This is a genomic window from Mesorhizobium sp. M0894 (genome assembly GCF_040319725.1).
GTDB lineage: Bacteria > Pseudomonadota > Alphaproteobacteria > Rhizobiales > Rhizobiaceae > Mesorhizobium.
In genome coordinates this window covers 108,660-133,340 of sequence record NZ_JAMYOG010000015.1, presented here as the reverse complement: position 1 = coordinate 133,340, position 24,681 = coordinate 108,660, and the positions used below count along the sequence as shown (strand labels likewise).

Genomic DNA, 24,681 nt, shown 5'->3' with positions numbered 1-24,681 from the left:
AAGCGGGCGAGAGCGGAATGCAGCTTCGGGTCGTTCAGGCGCGGACCTCGATCTCGTGGCCGCCGACCGCCGGCAACGATGCGTCGTCGCCGGCCGCGGCAATGACGCTGTCGAGCAGACCCGGGAAGCGGCGGTCGAGATCGTCACGGCGCAGCGTGATCAGCCGGCTGGTGCCAACCGCCTCGGTGCGGGTAACGCCGGCCTCACGCAGCTTGGCCAAATGGTAGCTCAGATTGGTCTTCGAGCAGAGGTCGAGGAACCGGCTGCAATTCAGCGGCACGCCCTCCTTGCTCGCGAGATAGCGCACGATGGCCAGTCGCGTCGGGTCGCCGAGCACGGCAAGCACGTTCGGCAGGCTGATCTGGTCGGCGGTGGGATGGGGCAAGGTCATGACCAGGAATTAAGCACATTCGGGGCCGATTTCAACGCATCTGATCCTTCGCGGTTCTGGTGGTATTCGGGCCTGTCCTGACACAGGGCTGTCAGTAGGGTTCGATTAGTCTGCACAAGCTCATTGACATCATGCCCTGTTATGTCCAATTGTTCAATAACCTTTGAACTAAGGAAATTGCCATGGATAAGCGCCTCATCTGGCTTGCGCTCGGATCATTCACGATTTCGACCGAAGGTTTCGTCATCTCCAGCCTTTTGCCCGACATTGCAAAGGATGCCGCCATCTCCGTTCCGCTCGCCGGCACGCTGATCACGGCGTTTGCGCTCGCCTATGCGATCGGCACGCCGATCCTGGCAACGCTGACTGGCGAATGGGACCGGCGCCGCGTCATCCTGTGGACGCTGGTGTTCTTCGTGTTGGGCAACGTCGCCGCGGCGCTGAGTTCCTCCTTCGAATTGCTGTTGATCGCGCGCATCGTCATGGCGCTGTCGTCAGGCCTGTTCGCGGCGACCGCGCAGGGAACGGCCGTTGCGCTTGTCGACGATCATCACCGCGCCCGCGCCATTGCCGTGGTCGTCGGCGGCACCACGGTTGCGGTGGCGGTCGGCGCGCCGCTTGGCGCGCTTGTTGCGACGGTTGCCGGCTGGCGCGGCACCTTCTTTGCCATTGCCGGCCTTGGCGCGCTCGCCGGCGCGATCCTGTGGTACCGGCTGCCGCGCGGCATCGTCGGCACCAGGCTGCCGCTCCGGATGCGATTGGCAGCGGCACTTCGCCCCGGCGTCATGCCCATCCTGGTGACGACGATCCTGGCACTGATCGGCGCCTTCACTGTCTTTGCCTTTGTCGCGCCGCTCGCCATCGAAGGCGGCGGCCTGAGCCCGATCGCGCTACCCGGAATGCTGCTCGCCTTCGGCGTCGGCGCGGTCATCGGCAATATCGGCGGTGGGCAGGCCGCCGACCGTTTCGGCGCGACGCGCACCGTCTGCTGGTCGCTGGCGCTGAGTGCCGCCATGCTGGTCACGTTTTCGCTGATCCCGATATTCCTGCCACGCGAGATCGCCGGGCCGGCACTGATGGCCATGATGGTGCCGTGGGGCATCGTCGGCTGGGCATTCCCGCCGGCGCAAGCCAGCCGCATCATCAAGCTGGCGCCCGATGCCGCGCCCATCGTGCTGTCGCTGAACGCTTCGGCACTCTATCTCGGCGTCGCACTGGGTGCCGTGGTTGGCGCCGCGGTGCTGCGCTATGGCGCACCGGCCGACCTCGGCGTGGTCGCGGCGGCATTCCCGATCATTGGTTTGGGCGTGATGCTGGCGGGACACCTGGCCGCACGTCCGGTGGCGATGCCGGCCGAATAAGGCTTGTTAGCAAAGCTTGGCTGCCGGCCGCCGATAATTCAACTCGCGGCCGGCCCTGCGTCAAAATCCAGCGCGGCGATTTCGTCCAGCGCCGCTCGCAGGCTTGCCGCCTGCTCTTTTCCAAACATCTCCTCGAAGCGCTGCTGTGCGACTTGCCACAGCTTCAGAGCTTCTTCGAGCTTGGTCCGGCCCTGCGGTGTCAGCCTGACGCGCCTGATGCGGCGGTCGGCAGGGTCGGCGAAGGCCTCGACATAACCGTCCCGGATCAGCGGCTTCAGCGTATGACCGAGGGCCGACAGATCCATGACGAGGGCCGCGGCAATCGCACCCATCGTCGGTTCATTGCCGACGTGGATTTGATAGAGCAGGCCCTGCTGCGTGGCCTTAATGCCCGAGGGTGCGAGCACATCGTCATAGAACTGGCCGAGTTTCCGCGTCGCGCGGCGCAGCATGGCGTTGTTGCAAAACACCAGGCCGGGCAGGGTGGTTCGGGACATTGGCGGATTTCCGATGAGGGGACCGGAAGGGACCCTCGATGCGAACCAGAAATAGTCCTCGCTCCGCGGATTGACAAGATGGTGGCATATGCCTACGTACGATAGTGGCATATGCCTTTAATTAGCCTGCCGGTCGAAGCAAGGGTGTTGCCCCGCGGCACCGGCATTTGGAATCGAACCAGAAGGAACAAGACAATGAGCGAACAGAACAAAGGCACGGCGGTCGTCACCGGTGCCTCGTCGGGCATCGGCGCGATCTATGCCGACCGGCTCGCCGGCCAAGGGTATGATCTGGTGCTGGTGGCGCGGCGCGCCGACCGGCTGGAGGAATTGGCGGAGAGGCTCCGCTACGCGTATGGCATCAAGGTCAGCGTCATCAGCGCCGACCTGGCCGACGACGCCGATCTGCGACGGGTCGAACAGGCGATATCAACCGACGACAGCGTGACGCTGCTGGTCAACAATGCCGGCCTTGGCGGCGCGCAGGTGGTGGCAACGGCCGACGCCGATGTCGCCGAGCGCATGATCAAGGTCAATGTGGTGGCGCTGACCCGGCTGACGCGCGCGGTGCTGCAGGGACTATTGGCGCGCAACCGCGGCGCCATCGTCAACATCGCCTCGGTGCTGGCCTTCGACACCTCGTTCGGCGGCATCTATAGCGGCACCAAGGCCTATGTCGTCAACTTCACCGAGGCCCTGCAGCGGGAAGTCGCCGACAGCAGTGTAGCCGTACAGGTCGTGCTGCCGGGGGCCACGCGGACCGAGTTCTGGGAAGTCGCCGGAAGCGATATTGCCAATGTGCCCCAAGAGATTGTCATGACTGCGGACGATCTGGTCGATGCCGCGCTTGCCGGCCTGGCCAAGGGTGAAGCGTTCACGGCACCGGGTCTTGCCGACGTTGCCGGGGTGGATGCCTTTCTTGGCGTCCGACAAGGCTTCTTCGGTAGCCTGCTGGCCGGCAAGCCGGCGGCACGCTACGCTGCCTGAAATAACTGGTCTTACGCTGTCCGCCACATCGGAATGATCGAGGCGGCCAGCAGCAAGCCAAGCACGGCGTTGAGGATGCGCCACTGCCGCTCGGTTCGCAGCAACCGGGCGAGCAGCGTGCCCGCCACGCACCACGCCGCCAGCGATAGCGCCGCGGCAAGGCCGAAGACCGTGCCGAGCAGCAAGGCGAGCTGCAGTGGCCCGCTGGCGAGCGCGGCAAAAGATGCCGCCGCTCCCAGCCCCATGGCCCAGCCCTTTGGGTTCATCCATTGCAGGCCGGCGCCGCCCAAAAAGCTGTTCGGCTTTGCCATGGTCACGTTCAGATTGGGCGGGCCGCTGCGGCCGATCTTGAGGGCAAGCCATACCAGATAGAGGGTGCCGGCTATTTTCATTGCCAGTTGCAAAGAAGGGGCGGCGGCCAGCAGACCGGCGAGCCCGGCAGCACCTGCCGCAGCCACCGTGGCCAGGCCGGCCGCACTTCCGGCCATCAGCGGTATAGAGCGGCGAAAGCCGAACTGCGCGCCGGACGCCGTCGACAAGGTCGTGGCCATGCCGGGCGTTGAGGTTGAGACCAGCGCGAACAGCACGAGGGGAAGGACGGTTTCAAGCATGCTGCTTCCTTTGAAGCCTGCACGGTAGGTCTTTTGGCTCATCAGTAAATGCAATGTTTGCGATGGTCGCTATTAAGAAGCATAATAGTCAGATGGCTCGCAATCTCGATACCGCCTTGATCCGAACCTTCGTCACCGTTGCCGATAAGGCCAGCATGACGGCAGCAGCGAATGCGCTGCATTTGACGCAAGGTGCCGTCAGCCAGCAGATCAAGCGTTTGGAAGAGGTTCTCGGCTGCAGGCTGTTCGAGCGCGACCGGCGTGGATTGCGGTTGACCCGATCCGGCGAGCGATTATTCGGCAAGGGCAAGCGCCTGCTTTCCCTCAATGACGAGATCCTGGCGGAGATGGCGGGCGATGCGGTTGCCGGTCAGGTGCGGCTTGGCGTGCCGTATGACCTTGTCGGCACCTTGCTTGCGCCGGTGCTCAAGGCCTATGCCGAGGCGTATCCGCAGGTCGAGATTTCGCTGATCTGTGCTTCGTCGCCGGAGTTGGCTGCGGCCTTGGCGGCCGGCACGACAGAGCTCGCGGTGATCGAGGAGCCGATCGGTCGGTCGGCCGGCGAATGCCTTGTTGTCGACCGGCTGGTTTGGGTCGGCGCCAAAGGCGGCGGGGCTCGCAGCAAGCGCCCCTTGCCGGTTTCGATGGTGGCCGAGACCTGTGCGTTCCGCCCGGTGGTGCTGGAGGCGCTTAACGAGCACGGGCTGGAATGGCGCACCGTATTCGAAAACGGCAGCATCGACGCGACGACAGCGACGGTGCGTTCGGACTTGGCCGTCACCACCTGGTTGGCATCGACCGTGCCTGCCGACCTCGATATTTTGGCCAACGATCCGGAACTGCCGTCATTGCCGAATTTTTCGATCAATCTGCATTTGCCGAAGCACGGCCTTGCGCCGGCTGCACTGGCGTTCGCAGGCCACCTCCGCGATGGGTTGGCACGGCGACGGGAGGCGGCTTAGAAAACAGCAAAAAGGACGGCCAGTGTTCAGCCGTCCTTGATCGCCTCGGCAGCCTCTATTTCCAGTTCTTGCGCCGCTCGATCTCGGCTTCGGACGGCTGCTCCGTGGCAAAGGACCCGGTCTTGATCTCGCCGGAGCGTTCATAGCTCGCCATGATGACACCGGTGGTCGATGCCTGCGAGCGGGTCAGCTTGAAGGCGGCAGGTATTGTGCCGCTGCCGAACAGTTTTTTGCCCTTGCCCAGCACCAGCGGGAAAATCAGCAGGCTGATCTCGTCGATCAGGTCATTGGCGAGCAAGGTCTGGATCAGCTCGCTCGATCCCTGAATGAGCAGGTCCGGGCCGTCCTCCTGCTTCATCCGGCGCAATGTCGCCACGACGTCGCTGCCGAGCGGCTGGCTGTTTTGCCAGGACAGCGTATCTGGCCTGTGCGTCGCCACATATTTGGTGACGGCGTTGAAGCTGTCGGCGATCGGGTCATTCTTCTGATAAGGCCAGTGGGCGGCGAAGATGTCGTAGGTTTTGCGGCCGAGAAGCAGCGCGAACGGTTTTGAAAACGTCTCGCCCATGGCGGCGCCCATCACATCGTCCCAGTAGTGGAACGTCCAGCCGCCGAACTTGAAGCCGCCGACCGGGTCCTCGTGCGGGCCGCCGGGCGCTTGCATGACGCCGTCGAGGCTGACGAATGTTGCGGCGATGATCTTCCTCATTGGAGCTCCCTTTCCCTGATCCGTGCCGTCATGGCCGGACTTCGAGCCAAGGACGGGCGAACGGACATTTGTCCGACAGCGGCCGGCAAATTTCCAGGGCTGGAAGGGCGGATGACTGCCGACCTTAGTTGCGTCAGTTTGGAGCAGACGCTCAGCCCAGACCGACGACCGTATCGTAGAGCAGCTTGAAGTTGAGCACCAGGATGAGGGCGGCAACCACCCAGGCCAGCACGGCGACGGCGCGGGAAATGGCGAAATTGCCCATTTTGCGCTTGTCCGAGACGAACTGCACCAGCGGGACGACCGCGAAGGGAAGCTGCATCGACAGGATCACCTGGCTGAAGACCAGCAACTGGCCGGTGCCCTTCTCGCCATAGAGGGCGGTGACGACCACCACCGGGATGATGGCGATGCCGCGCGTCAGCAGGCGGCGCGCCCATTGCGGGATGCGCAGCCGCAAGAAGCCTTCCATCACGATCTGGCCGGCCAGCGTCGCCGTCACCGTCGAGTTCAGGCCGGAGGCAAGCAGCGCCACGGCAAACAGAATGGAAGCAATGCCGAGGCCGAGTAGCGGCGACAGAAGCTCGAAGGCCTGACCGATCTCGGCGACGTCATGATGACCGGTGCCGTGGAACGCCACCGCCGACACGATCAGGATGGAAGCATTGACGAACAGCGCCAGTATCAGCGCGATGGTCGAGTCGGTCGTCGCCCATTTGATGGCGTCGCGCTTGCCGCGATCGGTGCGCTCGTAGGCGCGGGTCTGCACGATCGAGGAGTGCAAATAGAGATTGTGCGGCATCACCGTGGCGCCGATGATGCCGATGGCAATGTAAAGCATCGCCGGATTGGTGACGATCTCGGACGACGGCACGAACATGGCGTGCAGGATGGAGCCGACCGGCGGCGCGGCGGCAAAGATCTGAATGGCGAAGCAGCCGAAGATGATAATCAAAAGCGCTATGATGAAGGCCTCGAGGAAACGGAAGCCCTTGTTCATCAGCAACAACAGCAGGAAGGCATCGAGCGCGGTGATGATGGCGCCGCCGATCAGCGGAATCCCGAACAGCAGTTGCAAGGCGATCGCCGTGCCAATGACCTCGGCCAGGTCGCAGGCGATGATGGCCAGTTCGCAAGCGACCCACAGCATGAAATTGACCGGCCGCGGGTAATAGGCGCGGCACGCCTGCGCAAGGTCACGGCCGGTGGCGATGCCGAGCCGGGCGGCGAGCGCCTGCAGCAGGATCGCCATCAGGTTCGACAACATGATGATGAATAGCAGCGTGTAACCGAACTGGGCACCACCGGCGAGGTCGGTCGCCCAATTGCCCGGATCCATGTAGCCGACCGAAACCATGTAGCCCGGCCCCACGAAGGCGAACAGCCGGCGAAGCCATATCCCCGAGTGCGGCACCGCGATCGTTGCGTTGACTTCGCGAAGGCTGGGCTGCTCGTCGTCTTCCGGGCGGGCAAATCGCCACATGGATCGGGGGGCTGAGGTGGCTTCGGCTTCCGACATGAAATGGCTTTCCACTGGAACGATCGATGTTGTCTCCTTATCTATGCCACGGCTGAACATTATGCAATATGCTATATTTCATTGTTCGTGCTTTTTCGTATGGCCGCTTGACGGTGCGACCGGAACGGCAGTGAACGCCGATTGCGCCGGCCACCGAATGGAAATAAACGGCCAGAACCAATAGGGTTCCGTGTTATGACTGCAATGCCGATTCAAACTGCCGGGAGGAGCGCGTATTGGCGCTGAAGAAAAGACCGGTTCCTCGCGAAAAGCCGCTGCCTGACGCAGAAATCCACTCGGAAGGGTTCCGGCAGACGCGTGAAGCGCGCCGCAGCGCGCTGGTCGAGGATTATGTCGAGCTCATCGCCGACCTGATCGAGGACGGCAACGAGGCGCGCCAGGTCGACATCGCGGCACGGCTCGGCGTCGCCCAGCCGACGGTGGCGAAAATGCTGACGCGGCTGTGCGCCGACGGGCTGGTCTCCCGGAAACCCTATCGCGGCGTGTTCCTGACCGATGCCGGCCGCAAGGTTGCGGAAGAGAGCCGCATTCGCCACCAGACGGTCGAGGCTTTCCTGCGCTCGCTCGGCGTCAGCGCCGAGACGGCGCGGATCGACGCCGAAGGCATCGAGCACCATGTCAGCGCCGAGACGCTCGAAGCCTTTCGCAAGGCAATAATCGCCGCCCGCTGATTGATCGAAGCGATATGCAGTGCGACTGACCTGCTCACTCATTCGTATCCTGCACCCAGTTGCGCGGGTGACCATCGACGCGAAACTGGAAGATGAAATAGGGTGGGATGCAAGTGCCCTTGCCGGGCTTTGCTTCCGGCAGATCGTCAAAACCGGCGGTGCAGATATAGTCCTCGCGGCAGGGATGGGCCTTGTCGCAAGCACGCAGGCCAGCGGTCTTGGTGAATTCCCTGGTGCAGAATTTGTGGTCCTTGCCGGAGCCTACGCAGTCGTTGAAGCCGGTCTTGGCGAGGCGGCCGCAGCTTGCCTCGTCGGGCAGCTTTTCGCAGGTCGCCTTGCGCAGCATGCCGCCGGGAAAGCCGCCAGTCTTCTGCTCGGGATTATCGTAACGCTGGCGCGCCGCGCCATAGCCGGCGAGCTTTATCGGCGGTTTTCTGTCCTTGGCCGGGTCGATGGCGCAGGCCTTCGCGGTTGCCGGTGACAGACGGCAATATTGGTCGTTGCCCCATTTCGACATCCTGATCTCGCCGAACTCCACCGGATCGCCGACTGCGGTGCCCGCCTCGCTGACGCAGGTACCAAAGCCCGGATGGATGGCGCTCTCGTGGACCCCGGCGCAACGCAGGCCTTCGTCGCAGGTCCAGTCCACGAAACTTGGGTCGGCGCCGCGATAGCAGATCGAGCCCCATCCATTGTAGAGATCGGTGCCTTTCAGCGCTTCGGCGTATTTTGCCTCCGGACGGCCGGCAAAGCCGCGGCTGAAATCCGGGTGTCTGCCAGCGGCGAACGACTCGACAATGGCGCGGCGGCGCGGCAGGTCGGCAAAAAACACAGCCGAGCCCGGCACGAACACCGCGTTGCGGCGCGGTTCGCTGGCCGGGTCGGCGCCGGTGTAATGGAACCCGGCGATGCCGTGCGTCTGGTGACAGCCGGTGCAGGTCATCTCGTTGAGGCGCAGATTGAAGCCGGCCACCGATTTGACGGTGCGAAGCGTATTGCCCTTTGCGACATAGTCCTTGAGCGCTTTGTCGATAGCATCGTCGTCGAGCAGCCCAAAAGCCAAATTGTTTTGCGACCGGCTCATACCGCCGGGTGCCACCGAAACCGCGGTGGTCGCGAGGAATTTTTCGTCGATCACCAGGCGGCCACGGTCGAGATCATAGATGTTGCGGTCGGTGAGCAGCCATCTTTCGAAGGTTTGCCTGTCGGCCAGCACCAGCTTGCGGTCGATCTGGTTCTCCATTTTCGCTTCCTGGAAAATGGCTTTGGCTGGGTCCCACTTGAATACCTTCAACAGATACTCGGCGTGGCCGCCGAAATCGCGCCGGCTCGAAGCCGATAGGCGCACGACCTGCATGTTGAGCTCGAGCCGCATGATCTGCGAAGAATTCAACATCGCGCTGGAAAGCGGGCCTTCTTCCGAGCGCAGCCAGACCGCCAGTTGATCCGGCTCCAGATTCTTCTGCCCGGCGACAAGCCAGCGCTTCGCCACGTCCGCGCAGGAACCGTTAGCCGAGCGCGGACGGTCCTTCGAGGCGCGAGTCTGTGCCGAAGCCGGTATGGCGTTGAAGACCAGGCTCAGGGTCAGCGGCAGGCGCGACGAGATGCGTTGCCCAGGCTTCTCCTCGACCGAATAATGGAAGCGGTAGATCAGCCTGATCTCGCCGCATTCGGTGTGGCCGAGATAGCCGCGATCCATGCGATTGACGATGCCGGTCAGGTCCAGCGTCGAACCGTCGTCGTCGATGTATTTCGGATTGAACTTCTGGGTGATGTCTTTCGAGTTTGCCAGAGCGGCTACATAGGAGTCGGGGCTGTTCCTTGGTTCGTCTACGATCTGCTGTTTGACGGCGTTGCGGACCGGGCTCAGCGCGCGCACCGAAAACAGCCCGCGATTGTCGACGTCGCGTGTCAGTCCGAGCGCTGGCCCAAGCAGACGGCTGATCGATAGCCCGCCGCGCTCGAGCGCCTGCAAGGTCTCGGGATCGGTGATTGCGACACTGGAATCGAGAGTGACGGCGCTGGCCGGCGCGGGGCCTAGGCAAGACAATGCCGCAAACAGCAACAGAACCCGCCCGATCATCCGCAAGCGCCCCCTCGCTTCCACAGCCACGGTGGATGCTACAGACCTTGCGACGTCTAAGCCAGAGCAGACCCGCGTCAGCCGGCATTGCTTGTTAGCGCGAAAAATACTGTGACTTGGCGTAACCATTGGGATAATTGTTTGCTGGGTTGGAACCGGCCAGGACATCGGCGGGTTGATTGCAAACATGCATCACGGGGTTGCCATGCTCTGGAAGGGCCGTCGTCAGAGTGACAATGTCGAGGACGAGCGCGGCCAGAGCGGCGGGCTTGGCGGCGGGCCGGGGCAGTTTCGCATCCCGATCGGAGGTCGCGCCGGCGGCGGCGGCATGTCGGGCATTATCATCGTAGGATTGATTTTCCTGGCAGGGTGGTATTTCGGCTTCGACCCGAGTCAGATCCTCGATAACAGCGGCTTGCAGCCCGGCGGCGGCGGCCAGATCACCGACAATAGCGGCGAGCAAGGCGGCGGTACCGGTGCGCCGGCCTCCGACGAGATGAAGCAGTTCGTGTCGACCGTGCTGGCCGAGACCGAGGATACCTGGACTGGTATTTTCCAGTCCGAGGGCCTGACCTATCAAGATCCAAAACTGGTCCTGTTCAGCGGCCAGATTCGCTCCGCCTGCGGTTCTGCCTCGTCAGCGGCCGGACCATTCTACTGTCCCAACGATCGCAAGGTCTATCTCGACACCACCTTCTTCCAGCAACTCGATCAGCAGTTCGGTGCCTCGGGCGATTTCGCACAGGCCTATGTTATCGCGCATGAGGTTGGCCATCACGTGCAGAACCTCGTCGGCATCCTGCCCAAATTCAACCAGATGCGGCAGAATATGAGCGAGGCCGACGCCAACCACATGTCGGTGCAGGTCGAGCTGCAGGCTGACTGCTTTGCCGGCATCTGGGCACATTTCACCGGCCAGAAGGGCATTTTGGAACAGGGCGACATGGCGGAGGCATTGAACGCCGCAAAGCAGATCGGCGACGATACGCTTCAGAAGAAGATGCAGGGCTACGTCGTGCCGGAAAGCTTCAACCACGGCACGTCGCAGCAGCGGCAGACCTGGCTGGCTCGAGGCTTCCAGAACGGCAAGCTTTCGGACTGCGACACGTTCAACAACCCGATCTGAGCCCGACGGTTTTCTCGTAATCCGAGAGACTGGATCGCAGTCAGGGGATGTCAGGATGAAAACACCCTGCCCGTTCCCTCATTGTTCCCAGCGATGTGCTCGCCTATAAGGTGTGTTCCCGTTCGCTCGGGCGGCCCGAGGAGATACCATCATGATAGACCCCAAAACCGCCAGGCGGGGCCTTGCGCTTGTTTTCACCACCCTGCTGCTCGACATCATCGGCTTCGGCATCATCATGCCGGTGCTGCCGGCCTATCTCAGAGAATTGACCGGCGTCGGCATCAGTGAGGCGGCTATCGAGGGCGGCTGGCTGTTCTTCGCCTATGCGGCGATGCAGTTCATTTTCGCACCAGTGATGGGCGGGTTGAGCGACCGGTTCGGACGACGGCCGATTCTGCTCGCCTCCGTGCTGACGTTTTCCATCGACAATCTGATCTGTGCCATCGCCTGGTCCTATCCCATGCTGTTCATCGGGCGTGTGCTGGCCGGCATTTCCGGCGCCAGCTATTCCACGACATCAGCATTCATTGCCGATATCTCGACCGACGAAAATCGTGCGAAGAATTTCGGGCTGCTCGGCATTGCTTTCGGCGTCGGCTTCGTCATCGGGCCGGTCCTGGGCGGGTTGCTCGGCACGTTCGGGCCGCGCGTGCCGTTCTATTTCGCTGCCGGGCTTGCCTTCGTAAACTTTTTGATCGCGCTGTTTCTGTTGCCGGAAACGCTTGATAGCAAGCATCGTCGCCGCTTCGAGTGGAAACGCGCGAACCCGGTCGGCACGCTCGTCCAGATGCGCAACTACGAAGGCATCGGCTGGATCGGGCTTGTCTTCTTTCTGATGACGCTGGGGCACATGATGTATCCTGCGGTCTGGTCGTTCGTCTCCAGTTATCGCTATGGCTGGAGCGAACAACAGATCGGCTTCTCGCTCGGTGCCTTCGGCCTGTGCGGGGCTATCGTCATGGCGACGGTCCTGCCGCGCGTGATCCCCAAGCTCGGTGAGTGGAAGACGGCGGTAATCGGTCTGGCATTTACGGCACTCAGCGCCTTCGGCTACGCATTCGCGTCGCAAGGCTGGATGATCTATGCAGTGATCGTCGTCGGCTGCCTCGAGGCGTTGGCCGATCCGCCGCTCAGGAGCCTTGCCGCCGCCAAGGTGCCGCCTTCGGCACAAGGCGAACTCCAGGGCGCGATGACGTCGATCTTCTCGATCACCTCGATCATCACGCCGCTGCTTTATACGGCGATCTTTTCCTGGTTCACGGGGCCGAACGCGCCCGTGACCTTCGGCGGCGCACCCTACCTGCTCGGCGCGATTTTCCTGACGCTGGCGCTCATCGTCTTCGTCACGAAAGTAGCCAAGCCGGCGGCGCTCAGAAACGTCACGTCCGGCGTTGCTGAAGACGGAGCACAGATATGAGCCATGACGGCCGCATCGCCCTGACCAAGGACGGGCTGTGGAGACAGATCCGGCCAACGAAATGCCCGTCACACTGGTTCTTCGGGAGCCTTCTTCTCTTTGCGCGACTTAAACAGACCGGTTGACCGGTTTTAATGGCTTCATTGAAAAAAGGCGATAGGAATGAGGGCAACAACGCAACTCCGGTAATCGCGCAGTCCGGCCTCGAGGCATTCGCGCCGCATTTTGTAACTCTGACCATTCGAACTCCCGCCCTAGTTTACGTCAGAAGCAACAAACGCGGGGCCTGGATCGAAGACGAGAGGAGAGCAACATGTTGAACCGGATACTTCATCGCGCGGCGCTCATGGCTGTGGCTGTCTGCGCGGTGCTCGTTGTAGTGGCGGCTCATGCGGCGCCTGCTGGACGGGCAGGTCAGGTGCCGCCCGGGTTCACCTCGGCCAAAGCCGCGGTGAACGGCAGCAGCATGCACTACCTGCGTGGCGGGCACGGATCAGCCCTTATCCTGGTGCATGGATTTCCGGAAGATTGGAACGAATACCAGGCCGTCATGCCGAGACTGGCGCAACGCTTCACCGTCGTTGCCGTCGACCTGCCCGGCATAGGCCGCTCGGAGCCTGCCAGGGGCGGCTATGAAGCCGCCAATCTTGCGGCGCAGATCCATGGGCTTGCCGACGCTCTGCATCTGGAAAAACCCTATGTGGTGGGTCACGACCTTGGCGGCATCGTCACCTATGCCTATCTCAGGCGCTTTCCCGACACGCTGCGCGGTGCGATGATCCTCGATGTTCCGATGCCCGGCATCGACGGCTGGGACAAGGCGATATCAGGCACGTGGCATATCGGTTTCATCCAGGCGCCCGGCGGCCTCGCCGAAAAGGTGGTTCCCGGTCGGCAGGCCGCCGTGCTTGGCTGGTTCCTCGACTTCGGCAAATTCACCAGGCAGGAACGCAAATACTATTTTCGCATCTATCGAGCGCCTCAACTGCATGCCGCGTTCGAGATCTACCGCGCCTTCCCCAGCGATGCCGAATGGAACGCCGCCCAGACGGCGCCGAGCACCGTTCCGCTCGTCATCGCCTTCGGCCAGAAGTCCCCCTTTGTTGCGCTGCTGCCGACCTTCCTCGCCGGCTACCGCGCCAAGGGCATGAGCCATGTCGAGCGCGCCGAGATCCCCGATGCGAGCCACTATGTGCTGGCCGACAATCCTGATGCGGTTGCCGAACTGATCGAGAAGCGGGGCGGCGCCGGCGCGCCATGACCGGGATCAGCTAAAACCAAGGGAGAAGAAACCGCAAACCAGTGTAGCATCACCTGGTGCTCAATCCATTCGCTTGGAATGTCGAGCGCCTTGACCAGCATTGCACCTCTCTGCGCCGATAGTTTGCGGTGATTGGACCCCAGGTCCGACAGAAAACCCTGGCTGACGCCGATCATGGCCGCCAAATCGGCTTGCGTCAGCCGCCGCCAGTTGCGCAGCGCCTTGAGCCGGCTGGAGCCCCGCAAGATGTCCATGGTCACGTCCGCGGGCAGTGCCCTTTCCGCTCGGAGATCGGCCTTACGCTCGTCGTAGATCGCCGCATCGGCAGCGTCTTCCAGAGCTTCTTCGGCGGCACGCAAAAGGATCTCGTAGTCCGCCTTGGGATAACGACCAGTTCCTCGCCGGTTGGGGTCTTGATAATTTGCGGGGCGTTCATGGTGTTCTGTCCTACTATGGCCGACGGTAGGTTGTCGTTTCGCGTGTGCCGACATAGACCGCAAGGATCGTGGCGCGGTCTTCGTCAAATATGACTCGGTAGCGACCGATCCGAAGTCTGTAACCTTCCCTGCCGACGAGACGCTTGGTATCTCCGCGACCGCCGACTGCGTAAGAAATCAGACCTTCCGAGACCTGCTCGCGGACGTCCGGAGGCAAGTTGTCCAGATCACGCGCCGCCGATATGTTATAGCTGATGCATCGGCTTGGTCAGCGCTCGGCCAGTGCCGGTTCGCCACGCTTTTCGCGGATCAGGTTGACGAAGCGGCGGAACAGATAGTGCGAATCCTGCGGGCCGGGCGAGGCTTCCGGATGATGCTGGACCGAGAAGACCGGCTTGCCGGTGAGCGCGATGCCGCAATTCGAACCGTCGAATAGCGAGACATGGGTCTCCTCGACGCCGCTCGGCAATGAGTCGGCGTCGACGGCAAAGCCGTGGTTCATCGAGACGATCTCGACCTTGCCGGTGGTGTGGTCCTTGACCGGATGATTAGCGCCGTGGTGGCCCTGATGCATTTTTGCGGTCTTGCCGCCCAGCGCCAGCGCCAGCATCTGGTGGCCGAGGCAGATGCCGAACAGCGGGATATCGGTCTTCAACAGATCCTGGATGACCGGAACGGCGTAGTCGCCGGTGGCTTCCGGATCGCCGGGGCCGTTGGATAGAAAGATGCCATCGGGCCGCATCGCCAGGATCTCCTCGGCGCCGGTCTTGGCCGGCACCACGGTGACCCTGGCGCCGAGGCCGGCAAGCAGGCGCAATATGTTGCGCTTGACGCCATAATCGATGGCAACGACGTGCATCGACGGGTCGGCCTGTTCGCCAAAGCCCTCGTTCCAGGCCCAGGGTGTCTCGCGCCAGACCGAGGATTGGCCGGAGGTGACCTCCTTGGCCAGATCAAGCCCGATAAGCCCCGACCATGCGGCGGCGCGGCGCTTGAGGTCTTCGATGTCGAAGATACCGTCTGGGGCGTGCGCGATAACGGCATTGGGCATGCCCTTTTCGCGGATCAGCGCGGTCAGCGCGCGCGTGTCGATGCCCGAAAGTGCAACGATGCCGCGCTTCTTCAGCCACTGGTCGAGACCGGTTCCGGCGCGGTAATTCGACGGGTTGGTGACATCGGCCTTGAACACGGCGCCGACGGCGCCGGCGCGGGCCAGCGGATTGAGATCCTCGATGTCTTCGTCATTGGTGCCGATATTGCCGATATGCGGGAAGGTGAAGGTGACGATCTGGCCGGCATAGGACGGGTCGGTGAGGATCTCCTGATAGCCGGTCAGCGCAGTGTTGAAGCAGACCTCGGCGACGGCGGAGCCGGAAGCGCCCAGACCACGGCCGTCGATGACGGTGCCGTCGGCCAGCACCAGCAGGGCGGTCGGCTTCTCGGTGGCCCAAGGGGGGGTCGATGCGGCGGTCATCGTTGCCATGGCGGCACTCCTAAAGGCTGCGCCCCTCAATCGGCGCAACAAAAAGCGCGAAGCGGCAATCTCACAGCCTCGGCGCGCTGCATGTCGTTGCCCCAAAACCGCTACGCACTTTTGGGCGACGTGCACTAGAATTCAATTCATGCAAGGCGCAGTACATAGGGGAAGGCGCCAAGGCGGTCAATGATGCCGCGCCGTACGTGCCTGGATTTATTTCGTCGAACAATATCAGGGATTTGCCGGACAGACTTGAATTTGCCTTGGGCTTTCGGCACGGCTATTGTCCGCCGCATTCGAAGGAGAAAGCACCATGCGAGGCAAAATCGCCGAATCCCTGAAGAGCGCGATGAAGGCACAGGACAAGCGCCGGCTGCCGACATTGCGGCTGATCCAGGCGGCCATTCATGATCGCGACATCGCCAATCGCGGCGCCGGCAAGGAGCCGGCCAGCGACGACGAGATCCTGCAGATCCTGGCCAAGATGGTGAAGCAGCGCGAGGAATCGGCCAAGGCGTTCGATGACGGCAAGCGGCCGGAACTTGCCGCGCAGGAGCGCGACGAGATGGCGATCATCCGCGACTTCCTGCCGACGCAACTGGGCCAGGCCGAGACGGAAAGCGCCGTCCGTTCCGCTATCGCCGAGACAGGTGCCAGCGGCGTCAAGGAGATGGGCAAGGTGATGGCGGCGCTCAAGGAGAAATATGCTGGCCAGATGGATTTCTCCAAGGCGAGCGGCATCGTCAAGAGCCTGCTTCAGTAGGGATTTTTCCCGCCTTAGCGGTGCTCGTGAGACTCGAAGAGACCATCGCGAGGAGCCAGGCCAGGAGCGGGCGGAGCGGACGGCAGTTCGCACCGACATGTTCATCGCCACGGCCGCGCGAATGAACCTGTATGTTCGACGCCTGGCGTCTCACGACGGCATCGATGCGGCGAGCCGTTTGCTTGTTAGGCCTCGTGCCAATGCCGGGCGGCAACGTCTCAAGTCGAGGAGGAACCTTCCTCCCTGCGGACACGTTTGCGAGACGATCATGCGAAAATGGAGCTTCGATTTGGCGGCGCGTTTGTTGAACATTATCGGTGCGGCCACGAGTGCCGGCGCCTATTCGCCGGGTCAGGAACAGGCGCCCGCGGCCTTTCGGCGACATGGGCTCGCGGAAGCGATCACGAACCGAGGCAGATCCATCAGGGATCATGGCGATGTTGCATCGTTCCGATGGCGACCGGACCCTTCGCGGTCGCAGGCTATGAACCTGGAAGCCGTGCGCGACGCCTGTGAGTTGGTCGCAAGCCACATAGCGACGGCGATCGCAGCGCAGGAAGACGTGCTTGTTTTAGGTGGCGATTGTACTGTGGAACTGGGGACGGTCGCCGGGGCGAATGCGGCCGGCGCGCGGATCGGACTCGTTTACATTGACTTCGACGCCGATCTCAACACACCTGACACGAGCGACGGCGCCTTGGACTGGACCGGCGTCGCCCATCTGCTCGATATCCATGGATGCGAGCCTTCGCTCGCGAGGCTCGGCCCGACCCGCCCGATGCTCGTGCCTCAGCAACTCCTCTATTTCGGCGTCGAGAACATCACCCCGCCCGAAGCGGCCGTGATCGGAAATCACGCGATCAAGATCATATCGCGTGAGGAAGCTTTGAGTGACATCGAGGCGGCGTCGGCGCGCGCGGCCGAATGGGCGGCGCGCTTTGACTGCGTGCTTATCCACTTCGATGTCGATGTGCTCTCCTTTATCGATTTTCCGATTGCGGAGAATGTGCGCCGTTGCGACGGTCTCAAACTGGAGCAAGTCGCCTTTGTCCTAAAGCAGCTGACAGCTCTGCCGCAATGGCGCGGCCTGACCATCACAGAAGTTAATCCGGCCCATGCGCCAGACGAGTCCGCAGCGTTCGCACGCTTGAATGAGGTGCTTGCAGACGCCCTTGGATAGTTCGAGATCCATCTCACGGTCGTTCGCCGGCAATTGGCCGGCTTGCTTCATCCAAGCGGGGCCAGCCCTATGCGCCCGGTCGCAATCATTGCGTGACATGGGCGCAATGCGGAAAACTTGGGAATTGCGGTCGATGGCGGGGCAGTTTTGTCGTCGCTACAGCCGCACGCCCGCCGTTGAGGGCGGACAGCCAAAAGGTCGCGCTCATGATCGAACTCGTCAAACCGGCGTTTGAACACCTGCCGTCCTACAAGGCGGCCCTCGAGCGCGGCTGGTCGCCGGACAATGTGCGGCTGCTCGACGCGACGCGCGAGCAGCTTGCGGCTATCGAAAAGGATCCAGCGACTTTCCTTGCCGATCTCGACGATCCTGAAGGTAAGGGACCGCCGATCGCCTTGCCGGACGGTTCGACGGTGCCGCGGCTGCCTGGATTTCGGCGCTGGATCTGGGACGGGGAAGTCTCAGGCTCGATCGGCTTGCGCTGGCAGCCCGGAACCGCGGCGCTGCCATCGCACGTGCTCGGCCACATCGGCTATGCGGTGGTGCCGTGGAAACGGGGATGCGGCTATGCGACGGAGGCGCTGCGGCTGATGCTGGAGGAGGCGAGGGCGGTTGGCCTGCCCTTCGTCGAAATCACCTGCAAGCCTCACAATGTGCCCTCGCAGAAGGTCGTTCTGGCCAATGGCGGCGGGCTCGTCGGGCGTTTCTTCGAGGATGCTTCCTATGGCGGCGCGGAAAGCCTACGTTACCGGATCGATCTGTAGCCCTATTCGGCGGCAGCCGGCAGCGGCGGCGCAGCCCGGCTCCGCCATTCCCAGACATGCGAGGCAAGCGCAACCGCGACCGCGACCAGCATGGCGATCGCGCCAACCACCGGCAGGCTGCGATAGCCATAGCCGGCATTGAGCATCGCCGCGCCGAGCGATGCGGCGAGCGCGATGCCGACATTGAAGCCCGACGGAATGAGCGACGAGGCGAGATTGGAGGCGTCCGCGGTCCAGGTCAGGATGCGGGTCTGGATCGGCGTGCCGATGGCGAAGTTGAGGCCGCCCCAGACGAAGATCGCCATCACCATCGGCAGTGGGTAAGAACTGACGGCGTAGATCAAGGCGAGCACTACCGCCTGCAGGAAAAGCATGACGATGAGCGACGGCATCAGCTTCCAGTCGGCGAGGCGCCCGCCGAGGAAGACGCCGATCGTCGCGCCGACACCGTTGAGCAGGAGCACCCAAGGTATCCATTTCTCGTCGAGGCCGGTGAGCTCAAGCAGCGTCGGCGTGATGTAGGTGAACAGGCCGAACTGGCCGATCATCAGCATCAGCATCATGATGAGCGAGGTCCAGACCTGCTGGCGTGCGAGCACGCGTACCTCGCTGCCAAGGCTGACGGACGGGCTCGACGATCCTGTCTTGCGCGGCAGCAGGGCGCCGATGGCGGCGAAGGCCACCACGCCGAGAGCGCACATCACCCAGAATGTCGCACGCCATCCCCAGATGTTGCCGATTGCCGTGCCGGCCGGAACGCCGATGACATTCGATACGGTGAGGCCGGACAGGATCAGCGCCACCGCCATGCCGCGCTGGTCTTCGCGCACGAGGCCGACGGCCACCACCATGGCAACGCCGAAATAGGCGCCGTGTGCCACGGCCACCGCAATCCGCAACAGCAGCATCGAGGCGAAGTCGGGCGCCAGCGCGCAGGCCGCCTGGCCGATGGTAAAGGCTGCAGTCAGTCCAAGCAGCAGGGCCTTGCGGGAGAACCTTTTGGTGGCGAGCGCCAGCAGCGGGCCGCCGACTGCAATGCCGCCGGCATAGCCGGAAACGAGATAGCCGGCGGTCGGGATCGCGACGCCAAGGCCATCCGCCACCTGCGGCAGCACGCCGGCGATGACGAATTCGGTGGTGCCGAAGGCGAAGGCGGCAATGAACAGGGCAATGAGGGGAAGCATGGCGGGAAGGCGATCCTCGGATAAGGTGACCTCAAACCACGGATAAGGGCACTGGGCAATTCAGAAATTGGCGACGCCGCTTTAGATTTTCTTTGTCACCGGTCAGGTGCCGGCCGCGGCGGCAAGAGCTACGCGGCCGCCTTCCTTCCGTAAGGAATTTTCAGCCACGCCCGCTCATGAAGGTAGTAGAGCAGCGACTTGGTGACGACCTCGGTCAGGCCGATGGCCGCGGCGAGCTTGATGCTTCCCGTCACGACGAGCGAAATGATCATCGTGTCGATGGTACCGGTGACACGCCAGGAAAGCGCCTTGGCGAAGCTGCGAGAATGGGTGTCCATCGACTTTCCTTCCGGTAGATCTGGCGATCTTTAGCCGACAGACAGGAGGTGGCGCAAAGGTAATTTTGCGCATTGGCTCACAGCATAGGCGAGCTTCTGAAGCTACCGGCCTGTGGACGCAATCTATCCGGCCTTCAGCCGCGAACCGGTTAGCAGGCCGCGTTCCTCAAGCACGGGATAGGCCATCGAGGCGAGCAGCGAGTTGATCTGCTTGAGGTCGCGAATGGTGTCGAGATGGATGGAGCTGGTCTCGACGCTCTTGGCGGTGCCGTCGCGCAGCCGCACGAAATGGCTCTGGCTGGTTTCCTTCTCGCGGTCGCGCAGCCGGTCCTTTTCCAGCACCAACTGGCGAGCGGTCTCCGGATCGCGGGACACCAGGACGTTGAAGGCTAGCCTGGCATTGGCAAGCACCAAGGCGTGGAAGGCGCAAAGCTCGCGCCAGCCTTCCGGCGTGAACTCCAGTCCGCGCTCGAATTTCTTCTTCACATGGACCAGCATGTTGCGCACGATGATGTCGCCGACCTGCTCCAGCTTGACGCAGGCGCCGATCAACTCCTGGCAACGCAGGGCCTCGTCCTCGCTCAGCGGGTTCTTGGTGACCTTGGCGAGATAGAGCTTGATCGCCGCGTGCTTCCTGTCGACACGGTCGTCGAGCGCGGCCAGCGCACTGATCTTGTCGGCGTCGGCGCTCTCATAGAGTTCGATGATCCGTTTCAGCATGATCTCGACCGTCTCGCAGACCCGCACTACCTCGCGGGTGGCATTGGCGAGTGCTTGGCTCGGCACGTCGAGCGCACTTTCGTTGAGCGCCGAAAGCTCGATGACGTCGAGCGCGTTGGCGGGCTGGGGCCTGGTGCCCAGCGCCACGATCTTTTCCGAGGCACGATAGACCAGGCGCGCCAGCGGCAGGCCGGCGATCAGGATCAGGATGTTGAAGACGATGTGGGCATTGACGATCTGCTCGGGCACGGTGCTGCCCAAGAAGGCGACTGGCGGCTTGAACGTCAGGAACAGGATCAGCATGATCAGAGAGCCCATGCCGCGCATCAGGAGATTGCCGATCGGCACGATGCGAACGCCGGGTTCTGCGTTGCGGGTTAGAAGCGGCGCGATGATCGAAGAGCCGAGATTGACACCGAGCACCAGCACGATGCCGAGTTCGGGCGGGATGAAACCGCGGCCGGCGAGCGTCACCATAAGCAGCACCGCGGCGATCGAGGAATGGAACAGCCAGGTGACCAACGCCGCCAGAAGGTAGGCGGTGACCGGATCGCCGGAGAAGTAATCGACGATGAGCGGCATCAGCGTGCTCTGGCGCAGCGGCTCCGACGCCTGGCCGATCATCTCCAGCGACAGAAGCAGCAGGCCGATGCCGACCAGGATGCGGCCGAACTGGCGCCAGTCGCGCCGCTCGGTGGCCATGAACATGACGGTGCCGGCGACCAGGCAGACCGGTACCAGCAGCGACAGATCGAAGGTAAGCAGCTTGACCACCAGCGCCGAGCCGATCTCGGCACCGCGCACCGCAAGCTGGCCCGACATGCCGCTGACAATGCCGGAGCCGGCGAATGAGCCGACCAGCAAGGTAACGGCGGTCGAGCTTTGCAGCGCGACCGCCAGGCCGCAGCCGGCCAGAACCGCCATGAAGGGATTGCGCATGGTGGCGCGCAGTTTGTGGCGCAGCACATCGCCATAGGCGCGCTCGACGCCGGTCTTCACCAAACGGGTGGCAAACAGCATCAGTGCGACTGCACCGGCAAGGTGCAGCAAAACGACCGAGCCGCTCATGCCCGACCCCGCAACGCGACAGGTGCCAGCGACGCGGGCGCCGTGACGTCACGAGGGCAAAAGTGGGCGCGAATCGTGGACATTGCAGAGGTTGATATTACTCCGATTTATTTTAGCCGAATAATAAATTTTGCCCGGTTCGGACGAGTGTTGCCCCGCGACGGGGCGTGTCGGAAATGGATGGCCGGCAAAATGGTTGCATTGCCCGCGGAGTTGCGGAGGGTCATGCGTCCGTGCTCGGACAGCCGCTTTAAAGGTAGTGCTGAATTAGGCGTGCTAAATGTAGGAAATCATTACGAAAACGTAATCTCTGCGTTCAGTTTCGGTTCATCCTTCCGGCTCTATTCCAGAGGCATCGACAACCAAGGAGTACCCGCTATGAAACGCATCGTTCTTTCCGCCATTGCCTTCTCGATGCTGGCTGCAACGGCCTTGCAGGGCCAGGCTGCACCATTGAACCCACCAAACGCACCGCAATCGAGTTATAGCCAGGTCGACTGGCAAAAGCCCGGCAGGCATGTCGACGTGAACAAGCATGTCGAGGTGAACAAGCGCGTCGTAGTGACGAAAAAGATCGTGGTGAAGCGCAGCCATTGGCGCAACGGCCAGAGATATTCCAGCTGGAAGCGTCACCAGCCGATCCGCGACTATCGCCACTACGGCTTGCGCCGTCCCGGTCCCGGCCAGGAGTGGATCCGGGTCGGCAACGACTATCTGCTGGTCAGCAACCTCTCGGGCCTGATCTTCGGCGCTATCGCCGCGCAGTAGGTGCGGAACGGCTGACCGGCGCTGCGCCGGATTAGATCGAGAAGGCGGCCCGCAGGCCGCCTTCTCTTTTTGGCCTGTGAAAACCGGGTATGGTTCCGCATTAGGAGTCGTCGGGCTTGGCCCGTGTGATTATATGGAGGCCAAACGAGCTGTCCCTCATGCGCTTTCCGCCTGCTTTCCTCGACGAGATCCGCGACCGCGTGCCGATTTCTTCGGTGATCGGCCAGCGCGTCGCGTGGGACAGGAAAAAGACAAACGCGCCGCGCGGTGATTATTGGGCGTGCTGTCCGTTCCATGGCGAGAAGAGCCCGTCCTTCCATTGCGAGGACAAGAAGGGCCGCTATCACTGTTTCGGCTGCTCGGTTTCGGGCGACCATTTCAAGTTCTTGACCGAACTCGACGGGATGAGCTTTCCCGAGGCCGTCGAGAAGATCGCCGACATGGCCGGCGTGCCGATGCCGGTTCGCGACGCCGATGAGGAACGGCGCGAAAAGGAACGCGCCAGCCTGACCGATGTCATGGAGATGGCGACGGTGTTCTTCCAGGGACGGCTGCAGGGACCGGAAGGCGCAAAGGCCCGCGCCTATCTGCGCGACCGGGGACTGACACCGGCGACGCAGCAGTCCTTCCGCCTCGGCTATGCGCCCGACAGCCGCAACGCGCTGAAGGAGCATCTTGCCGCCAAGGGCGTCCCCAAGGCCGACATCGAGGCGTGCGGGCTGGTGCGCCATGGCGACGACGTCCCGGTTTCCTACGATTGGTTCCGCGACCGCATTATGTTCCCGATCCCGGATTCCAGGGGCAAGATCATCGCCTTCGGCGGGCGGGCGCTAGCGCCGGATGCGCTGGCCAAATATATGAACTCGCCCGATACGGAGCTCTTCCACAAGGGCAACGTGCTCTACAATTTCGCTCGTGCGCGGCAAGTGCTGGGAAAGGGGGCGCTGGGAAAGGGGGCGCTGGCCAAGGGCGGCACGGTCATTGCCGTCGAAGGCTACATGGATGTGATCGCGCTGGCGCAGGCCGGCTTCGAAAACGTGGTGGCGCCGCTCGGCACCGCATTGACTGAAAACCAGCTCGAACTTCTATGGCGCATGGCCGGCGAGCCGGTGCTGTGCTTCGACGGCGACCAGGCCGGGTTGAAGGCAGCGTGGCGCGCCGCCGACATGGCGCTGCCGGCGGTCCAGGCGGGCCGCTCGGTTCGCTTCGCCCTGCTGCCGGAGGGCAAGGATCCCGACGATCTGGTCAAGGGTGACGGACCGGATGCGTTCCGCGCCGTGCTTTCCGAGGCGCGGCCGCTGGCCGACCTCTTGTGGATGCGCGAGACGGCCGGCGGCATCTTCGACACGCCGGAACGGCGAGCCGAGCTCGAAAAGACGCTGCGCGAACTGACCAGCCGTATCCGCGACGAGAGCCTTCGCTATCACTACCAACAGGAAATGCGCGAGCGGGTGCAGAGCTTCTTCGGTGCCCAGCGCGGACGCCAGGGGCGTCAGGACGGACGGCCCGGCGAACGTTTCCAGGGCAAGGGTTCAGCACCCGGCGGACAGTTTGCGCGCGGCGGCAATGCCGGTGGGCGCACCGCGATCACCGAAAGCCTCGGTCGCTCGGCGTTGGTCAAGCGCGGCGGCGAGGGCATGTCGGTACGCGAGGCGACGATCATTGCCGCCCTCGTCAACCATCCCGTGCTGATCGACGAGAATTTCGCCCATGTCGAGTTCCTCGATCTCGCCAACTCCGATCTGAAGCGGCTGCATGCGGCGATCCTCGACGCCATGGCGCATGATATGGCCAATGACCGCGACGCGGTGATCGCGACGATCGAGCGGGCCGGCTGCGGCGAGATCTGGCAGCGTGCGGTGGCGCTGATCAAACGTGCGCGGCAATGGCCGGCGCTGGAAACGGCGGCACTCGACGATGCCCGCGATGCGTTCAGCCAGGCCCTCCACTTGCAGCGCAGCGCGCGCACCTTACATAAGGAGCTGAAGCAGGCGGAAGCAGCGCTCGCCAGCGACCCCACGGACGAAAACTACCGGCACCTGGTCGAAATCCAGGCGCAATTTCGTGATGTGCAGGCAACGGAAGCGCTGATCGAAGGGTTTGGCGTATCGTCGGGCAGGGCTGGGCGCGTTTAGATCGAAGCCTCCAGAAGACTGAATGTAAGGACGTGCTTGCGCGTCGAATCAAGCGTGCGGCGCTCTAAGTCGGGTAATTGATTCGCTTTTTTCATGCGAATCATGCGAGAGGCGCTTGACCTTCCGGCAGAATGGCGGAATCAGGTCGATTCGAAACGTTAACCCGCCCCGGCATCGACGGGAATGCAGCGATGTAAGGTACTGATCACTGGACAGGCAGTCAGCTTGCCA

General features: G+C 62.8%; 23 protein-coding genes. 12 read left to right on the top strand and 11 right to left on the bottom strand.

The genetic code is table 11. The features are described 5' to 3' along the window. Window positions 1-34 precede the first annotated feature (34 nt). Window positions 35-391: an ArsR/SmtB family transcription factor gene (locus NKH91_RS25035; protein WP_023719360.1), complete on the bottom strand. Its 357-nt coding sequence runs from the start codon at window positions 389-391 to the stop codon at window positions 35-37. Window positions 392-573: 182 nt separating this feature from the next. On the opposite strand from NKH91_RS25035, the gene NKH91_RS25030 reads away from it, so the two are divergent. Further along, window positions 574-1,752: an MFS transporter gene (locus NKH91_RS25030; protein WP_352846742.1), complete on the top strand. Its 1,179-nt coding sequence runs from the start codon at window positions 574-576 to the stop codon at window positions 1,750-1,752. A gap of 38 nt (window positions 1,753-1,790) precedes the next feature. Here NKH91_RS25030 and NKH91_RS25025 read toward each other — a convergent pair whose 3' ends face one another. Next, the gene (locus NKH91_RS25025; RefSeq protein WP_023719358.1) at window positions 1,791-2,249 is read right to left on the bottom strand and encodes a MarR family winged helix-turn-helix transcriptional regulator; all 459 of its coding nucleotides are present in this window, start codon (window positions 2,247-2,249) and stop codon (window positions 1,791-1,793) included. Window positions 2,250-2,444: 195 nt separating this feature from the next. On the opposite strand from NKH91_RS25025, the gene NKH91_RS25020 reads away from it, so the two are divergent. Continuing rightward, complete coding sequence (locus NKH91_RS25020) at window positions 2,445-3,236, top strand: SDR family NAD(P)-dependent oxidoreductase (protein ID WP_352846744.1); 792 nt, start codon at window positions 2,445-2,447, stop codon at window positions 3,234-3,236. Window positions 3,237-3,247: 11 nt separating this feature from the next. Here NKH91_RS25020 and NKH91_RS25015 read toward each other — a convergent pair whose 3' ends face one another. Next, a complete protein-coding gene (locus NKH91_RS25015; RefSeq protein WP_352494934.1) occupies window positions 3,248-3,847 on the bottom strand; it encodes a LysE family translocator in 600 nt (199 codons plus the stop codon). A gap of 92 nt (window positions 3,848-3,939) precedes the next feature. Between NKH91_RS25015 and NKH91_RS25010 the strand changes: the two genes are divergently transcribed. Next, window positions 3,940-4,809 (top strand): LysR family transcriptional regulator, encoded by an 870-nt coding sequence (locus tag NKH91_RS25010; protein WP_352846747.1) that lies wholly within the window; start codon window positions 3,940-3,942, stop codon window positions 4,807-4,809. 55 nt (window positions 4,810-4,864) lie between these two features. Here the strand turns inward: NKH91_RS25010 and NKH91_RS25005 are convergent, their stop codons facing one another. Continuing rightward, window positions 4,865-5,518 (bottom strand): dihydrofolate reductase family protein, encoded by a 654-nt coding sequence (locus NKH91_RS25005; protein ID WP_352494935.1) that lies wholly within the window; start codon window positions 5,516-5,518, stop codon window positions 4,865-4,867. A 151-nt stretch (window positions 5,519-5,669) separates the two neighbouring features. Then, complete coding sequence (locus NKH91_RS25000; protein ID WP_352483177.1) at window positions 5,670-7,037, bottom strand: Nramp family divalent metal transporter; 1,368 nt, start codon at window positions 7,035-7,037, stop codon at window positions 5,670-5,672. A 236-nt stretch (window positions 7,038-7,273) separates the two neighbouring features. Between NKH91_RS25000 and mntR the strand changes: the two genes are divergently transcribed. Next, window positions 7,274-7,729 carry a manganese-binding transcriptional regulator MntR gene (gene mntR / locus NKH91_RS24995; protein WP_023678308.1) on the top strand — a complete coding sequence of 152 codons (456 nt, stop codon included), beginning with the start codon at window positions 7,274-7,276 and terminating at the stop codon, window positions 7,727-7,729. 34 nt (window positions 7,730-7,763) lie between these two features. On the opposite strand, the gene NKH91_RS24990 is transcribed toward mntR, so the two are convergent. Next, complete coding sequence (locus NKH91_RS24990) at window positions 7,764-9,812, bottom strand: hypothetical protein (protein ID WP_352846749.1); 2,049 nt, start codon at window positions 9,810-9,812, stop codon at window positions 7,764-7,766. Between the two features lie 205 nt (window positions 9,813-10,017). Between NKH91_RS24990 and ypfJ the strand changes: the two genes are divergently transcribed. The 3 genes from ypfJ (at window position 10,018) to NKH91_RS24975 (ending at window position 13,616) form a co-directional block, all read left to right on the top strand. Further along, window positions 10,018-10,938: a KPN_02809 family neutral zinc metallopeptidase gene (ypfJ, locus tag NKH91_RS24985; protein ID WP_352846776.1), complete on the top strand. Its 921-nt coding sequence runs from the start codon at window positions 10,018-10,020 to the stop codon at window positions 10,936-10,938. A gap of 151 nt (window positions 10,939-11,089) precedes the next feature. Next, window positions 11,090-12,355: a TCR/Tet family MFS transporter gene (locus tag NKH91_RS24980; protein WP_023719350.1), complete on the top strand. Its 1,266-nt coding sequence runs from the start codon at window positions 11,090-11,092 to the stop codon at window positions 12,353-12,355. A 313-nt stretch (window positions 12,356-12,668) separates the two neighbouring features. Continuing rightward, complete coding sequence (locus tag NKH91_RS24975; protein WP_352951013.1) at window positions 12,669-13,616, top strand: alpha/beta fold hydrolase; 948 nt, start codon at window positions 12,669-12,671, stop codon at window positions 13,614-13,616. Here the strand turns inward: NKH91_RS24975 and NKH91_RS24970 are convergent. Both NKH91_RS24970 and carA read right to left on the bottom strand, forming a co-directional pair. Further along, window positions 13,544-13,975: a helix-turn-helix domain-containing protein gene (locus NKH91_RS24970; RefSeq protein ID WP_352951012.1), complete on the bottom strand. Its 432-nt coding sequence runs from the start codon at window positions 13,973-13,975 to the stop codon at window positions 13,544-13,546. The two genes, NKH91_RS24975 and NKH91_RS24970, sit on opposite strands and share 73 nt — an antisense overlap. Window positions 13,976-14,321: 346 nt before the next feature. Then, a complete protein-coding gene (carA, locus tag NKH91_RS24965) occupies window positions 14,322-15,536 on the bottom strand; it encodes a glutamine-hydrolyzing carbamoyl-phosphate synthase small subunit (protein ID WP_352848096.1) in 1,215 nt (404 codons plus the stop codon). A gap of 307 nt (window positions 15,537-15,843) precedes the next feature. Here carA and NKH91_RS24960 point away from each other — a divergent pair, with 307 nt between their 5' ends. From NKH91_RS24960 to NKH91_RS24950, 3 genes are all read left to right on the top strand, one after another. Beyond that, window positions 15,844-16,293, top strand: coding sequence for a GatB/YqeY domain-containing protein (locus NKH91_RS24960; protein WP_023719346.1), 450 nt, complete (start codon window positions 15,844-15,846; stop codon window positions 16,291-16,293). A 97-nt stretch (window positions 16,294-16,390) separates the two neighbouring features. Further along, the gene (locus NKH91_RS24955) at window positions 16,391-17,473 is read left to right on the top strand and encodes an arginase family protein (protein WP_352848098.1); all 1,083 of its coding nucleotides are present in this window, start codon (window positions 16,391-16,393) and stop codon (window positions 17,471-17,473) included. A gap of 206 nt (window positions 17,474-17,679) precedes the next feature. Next, a complete protein-coding gene (locus tag NKH91_RS24950; protein WP_352848101.1) occupies window positions 17,680-18,237 on the top strand; it encodes a GNAT family N-acetyltransferase in 558 nt (185 codons plus the stop codon). Window positions 18,238-18,239: 2 nt separating this feature from the next. Here NKH91_RS24950 and NKH91_RS24945 read toward each other — a convergent pair whose 3' ends face one another. The 3 genes from NKH91_RS24945 to NKH91_RS24935 all read right to left on the bottom strand — a co-directional run bounded on the left by NKH91_RS24945 (window position 18,240) and on the right by NKH91_RS24935 (window position 21,547). Further along, entirely contained in the window at window positions 18,240-19,421 is a 1,182-nt protein-coding gene (locus NKH91_RS24945) for an MFS transporter (protein ID WP_352848103.1), read from the bottom strand. 128 nt (window positions 19,422-19,549) lie between these two features. After that, the gene (locus tag NKH91_RS24940) at window positions 19,550-19,759 is read right to left on the bottom strand and encodes a DUF2061 domain-containing protein (protein WP_023678301.1); all 210 of its coding nucleotides are present in this window, start codon (window positions 19,757-19,759) and stop codon (window positions 19,550-19,552) included. Window positions 19,760-19,882: 123 nt separating this feature from the next. Beyond that, a complete protein-coding gene (locus tag NKH91_RS24935; protein ID WP_023719342.1) occupies window positions 19,883-21,547 on the bottom strand; it encodes a Na/Pi cotransporter family protein in 1,665 nt (554 codons plus the stop codon). Window positions 21,548-21,925: 378 nt separating this feature from the next. Between NKH91_RS24935 and NKH91_RS24930 the strand changes: the two genes are divergently transcribed. Beyond that, window positions 21,926-22,315 carry an RcnB family protein gene (locus tag NKH91_RS24930; protein ID WP_023719341.1) on the top strand — a complete coding sequence of 130 codons (390 nt, stop codon included), beginning with the start codon at window positions 21,926-21,928 and terminating at the stop codon, window positions 22,313-22,315. Between the two features lie 158 nt (window positions 22,316-22,473). After that, complete coding sequence (dnaG, locus tag NKH91_RS24925; protein WP_352848106.1) at window positions 22,474-24,450, top strand: DNA primase; 1,977 nt, start codon at window positions 22,474-22,476, stop codon at window positions 24,448-24,450. The last annotated feature ends 231 nt before the right edge of the window (window positions 24,451-24,681 follow it).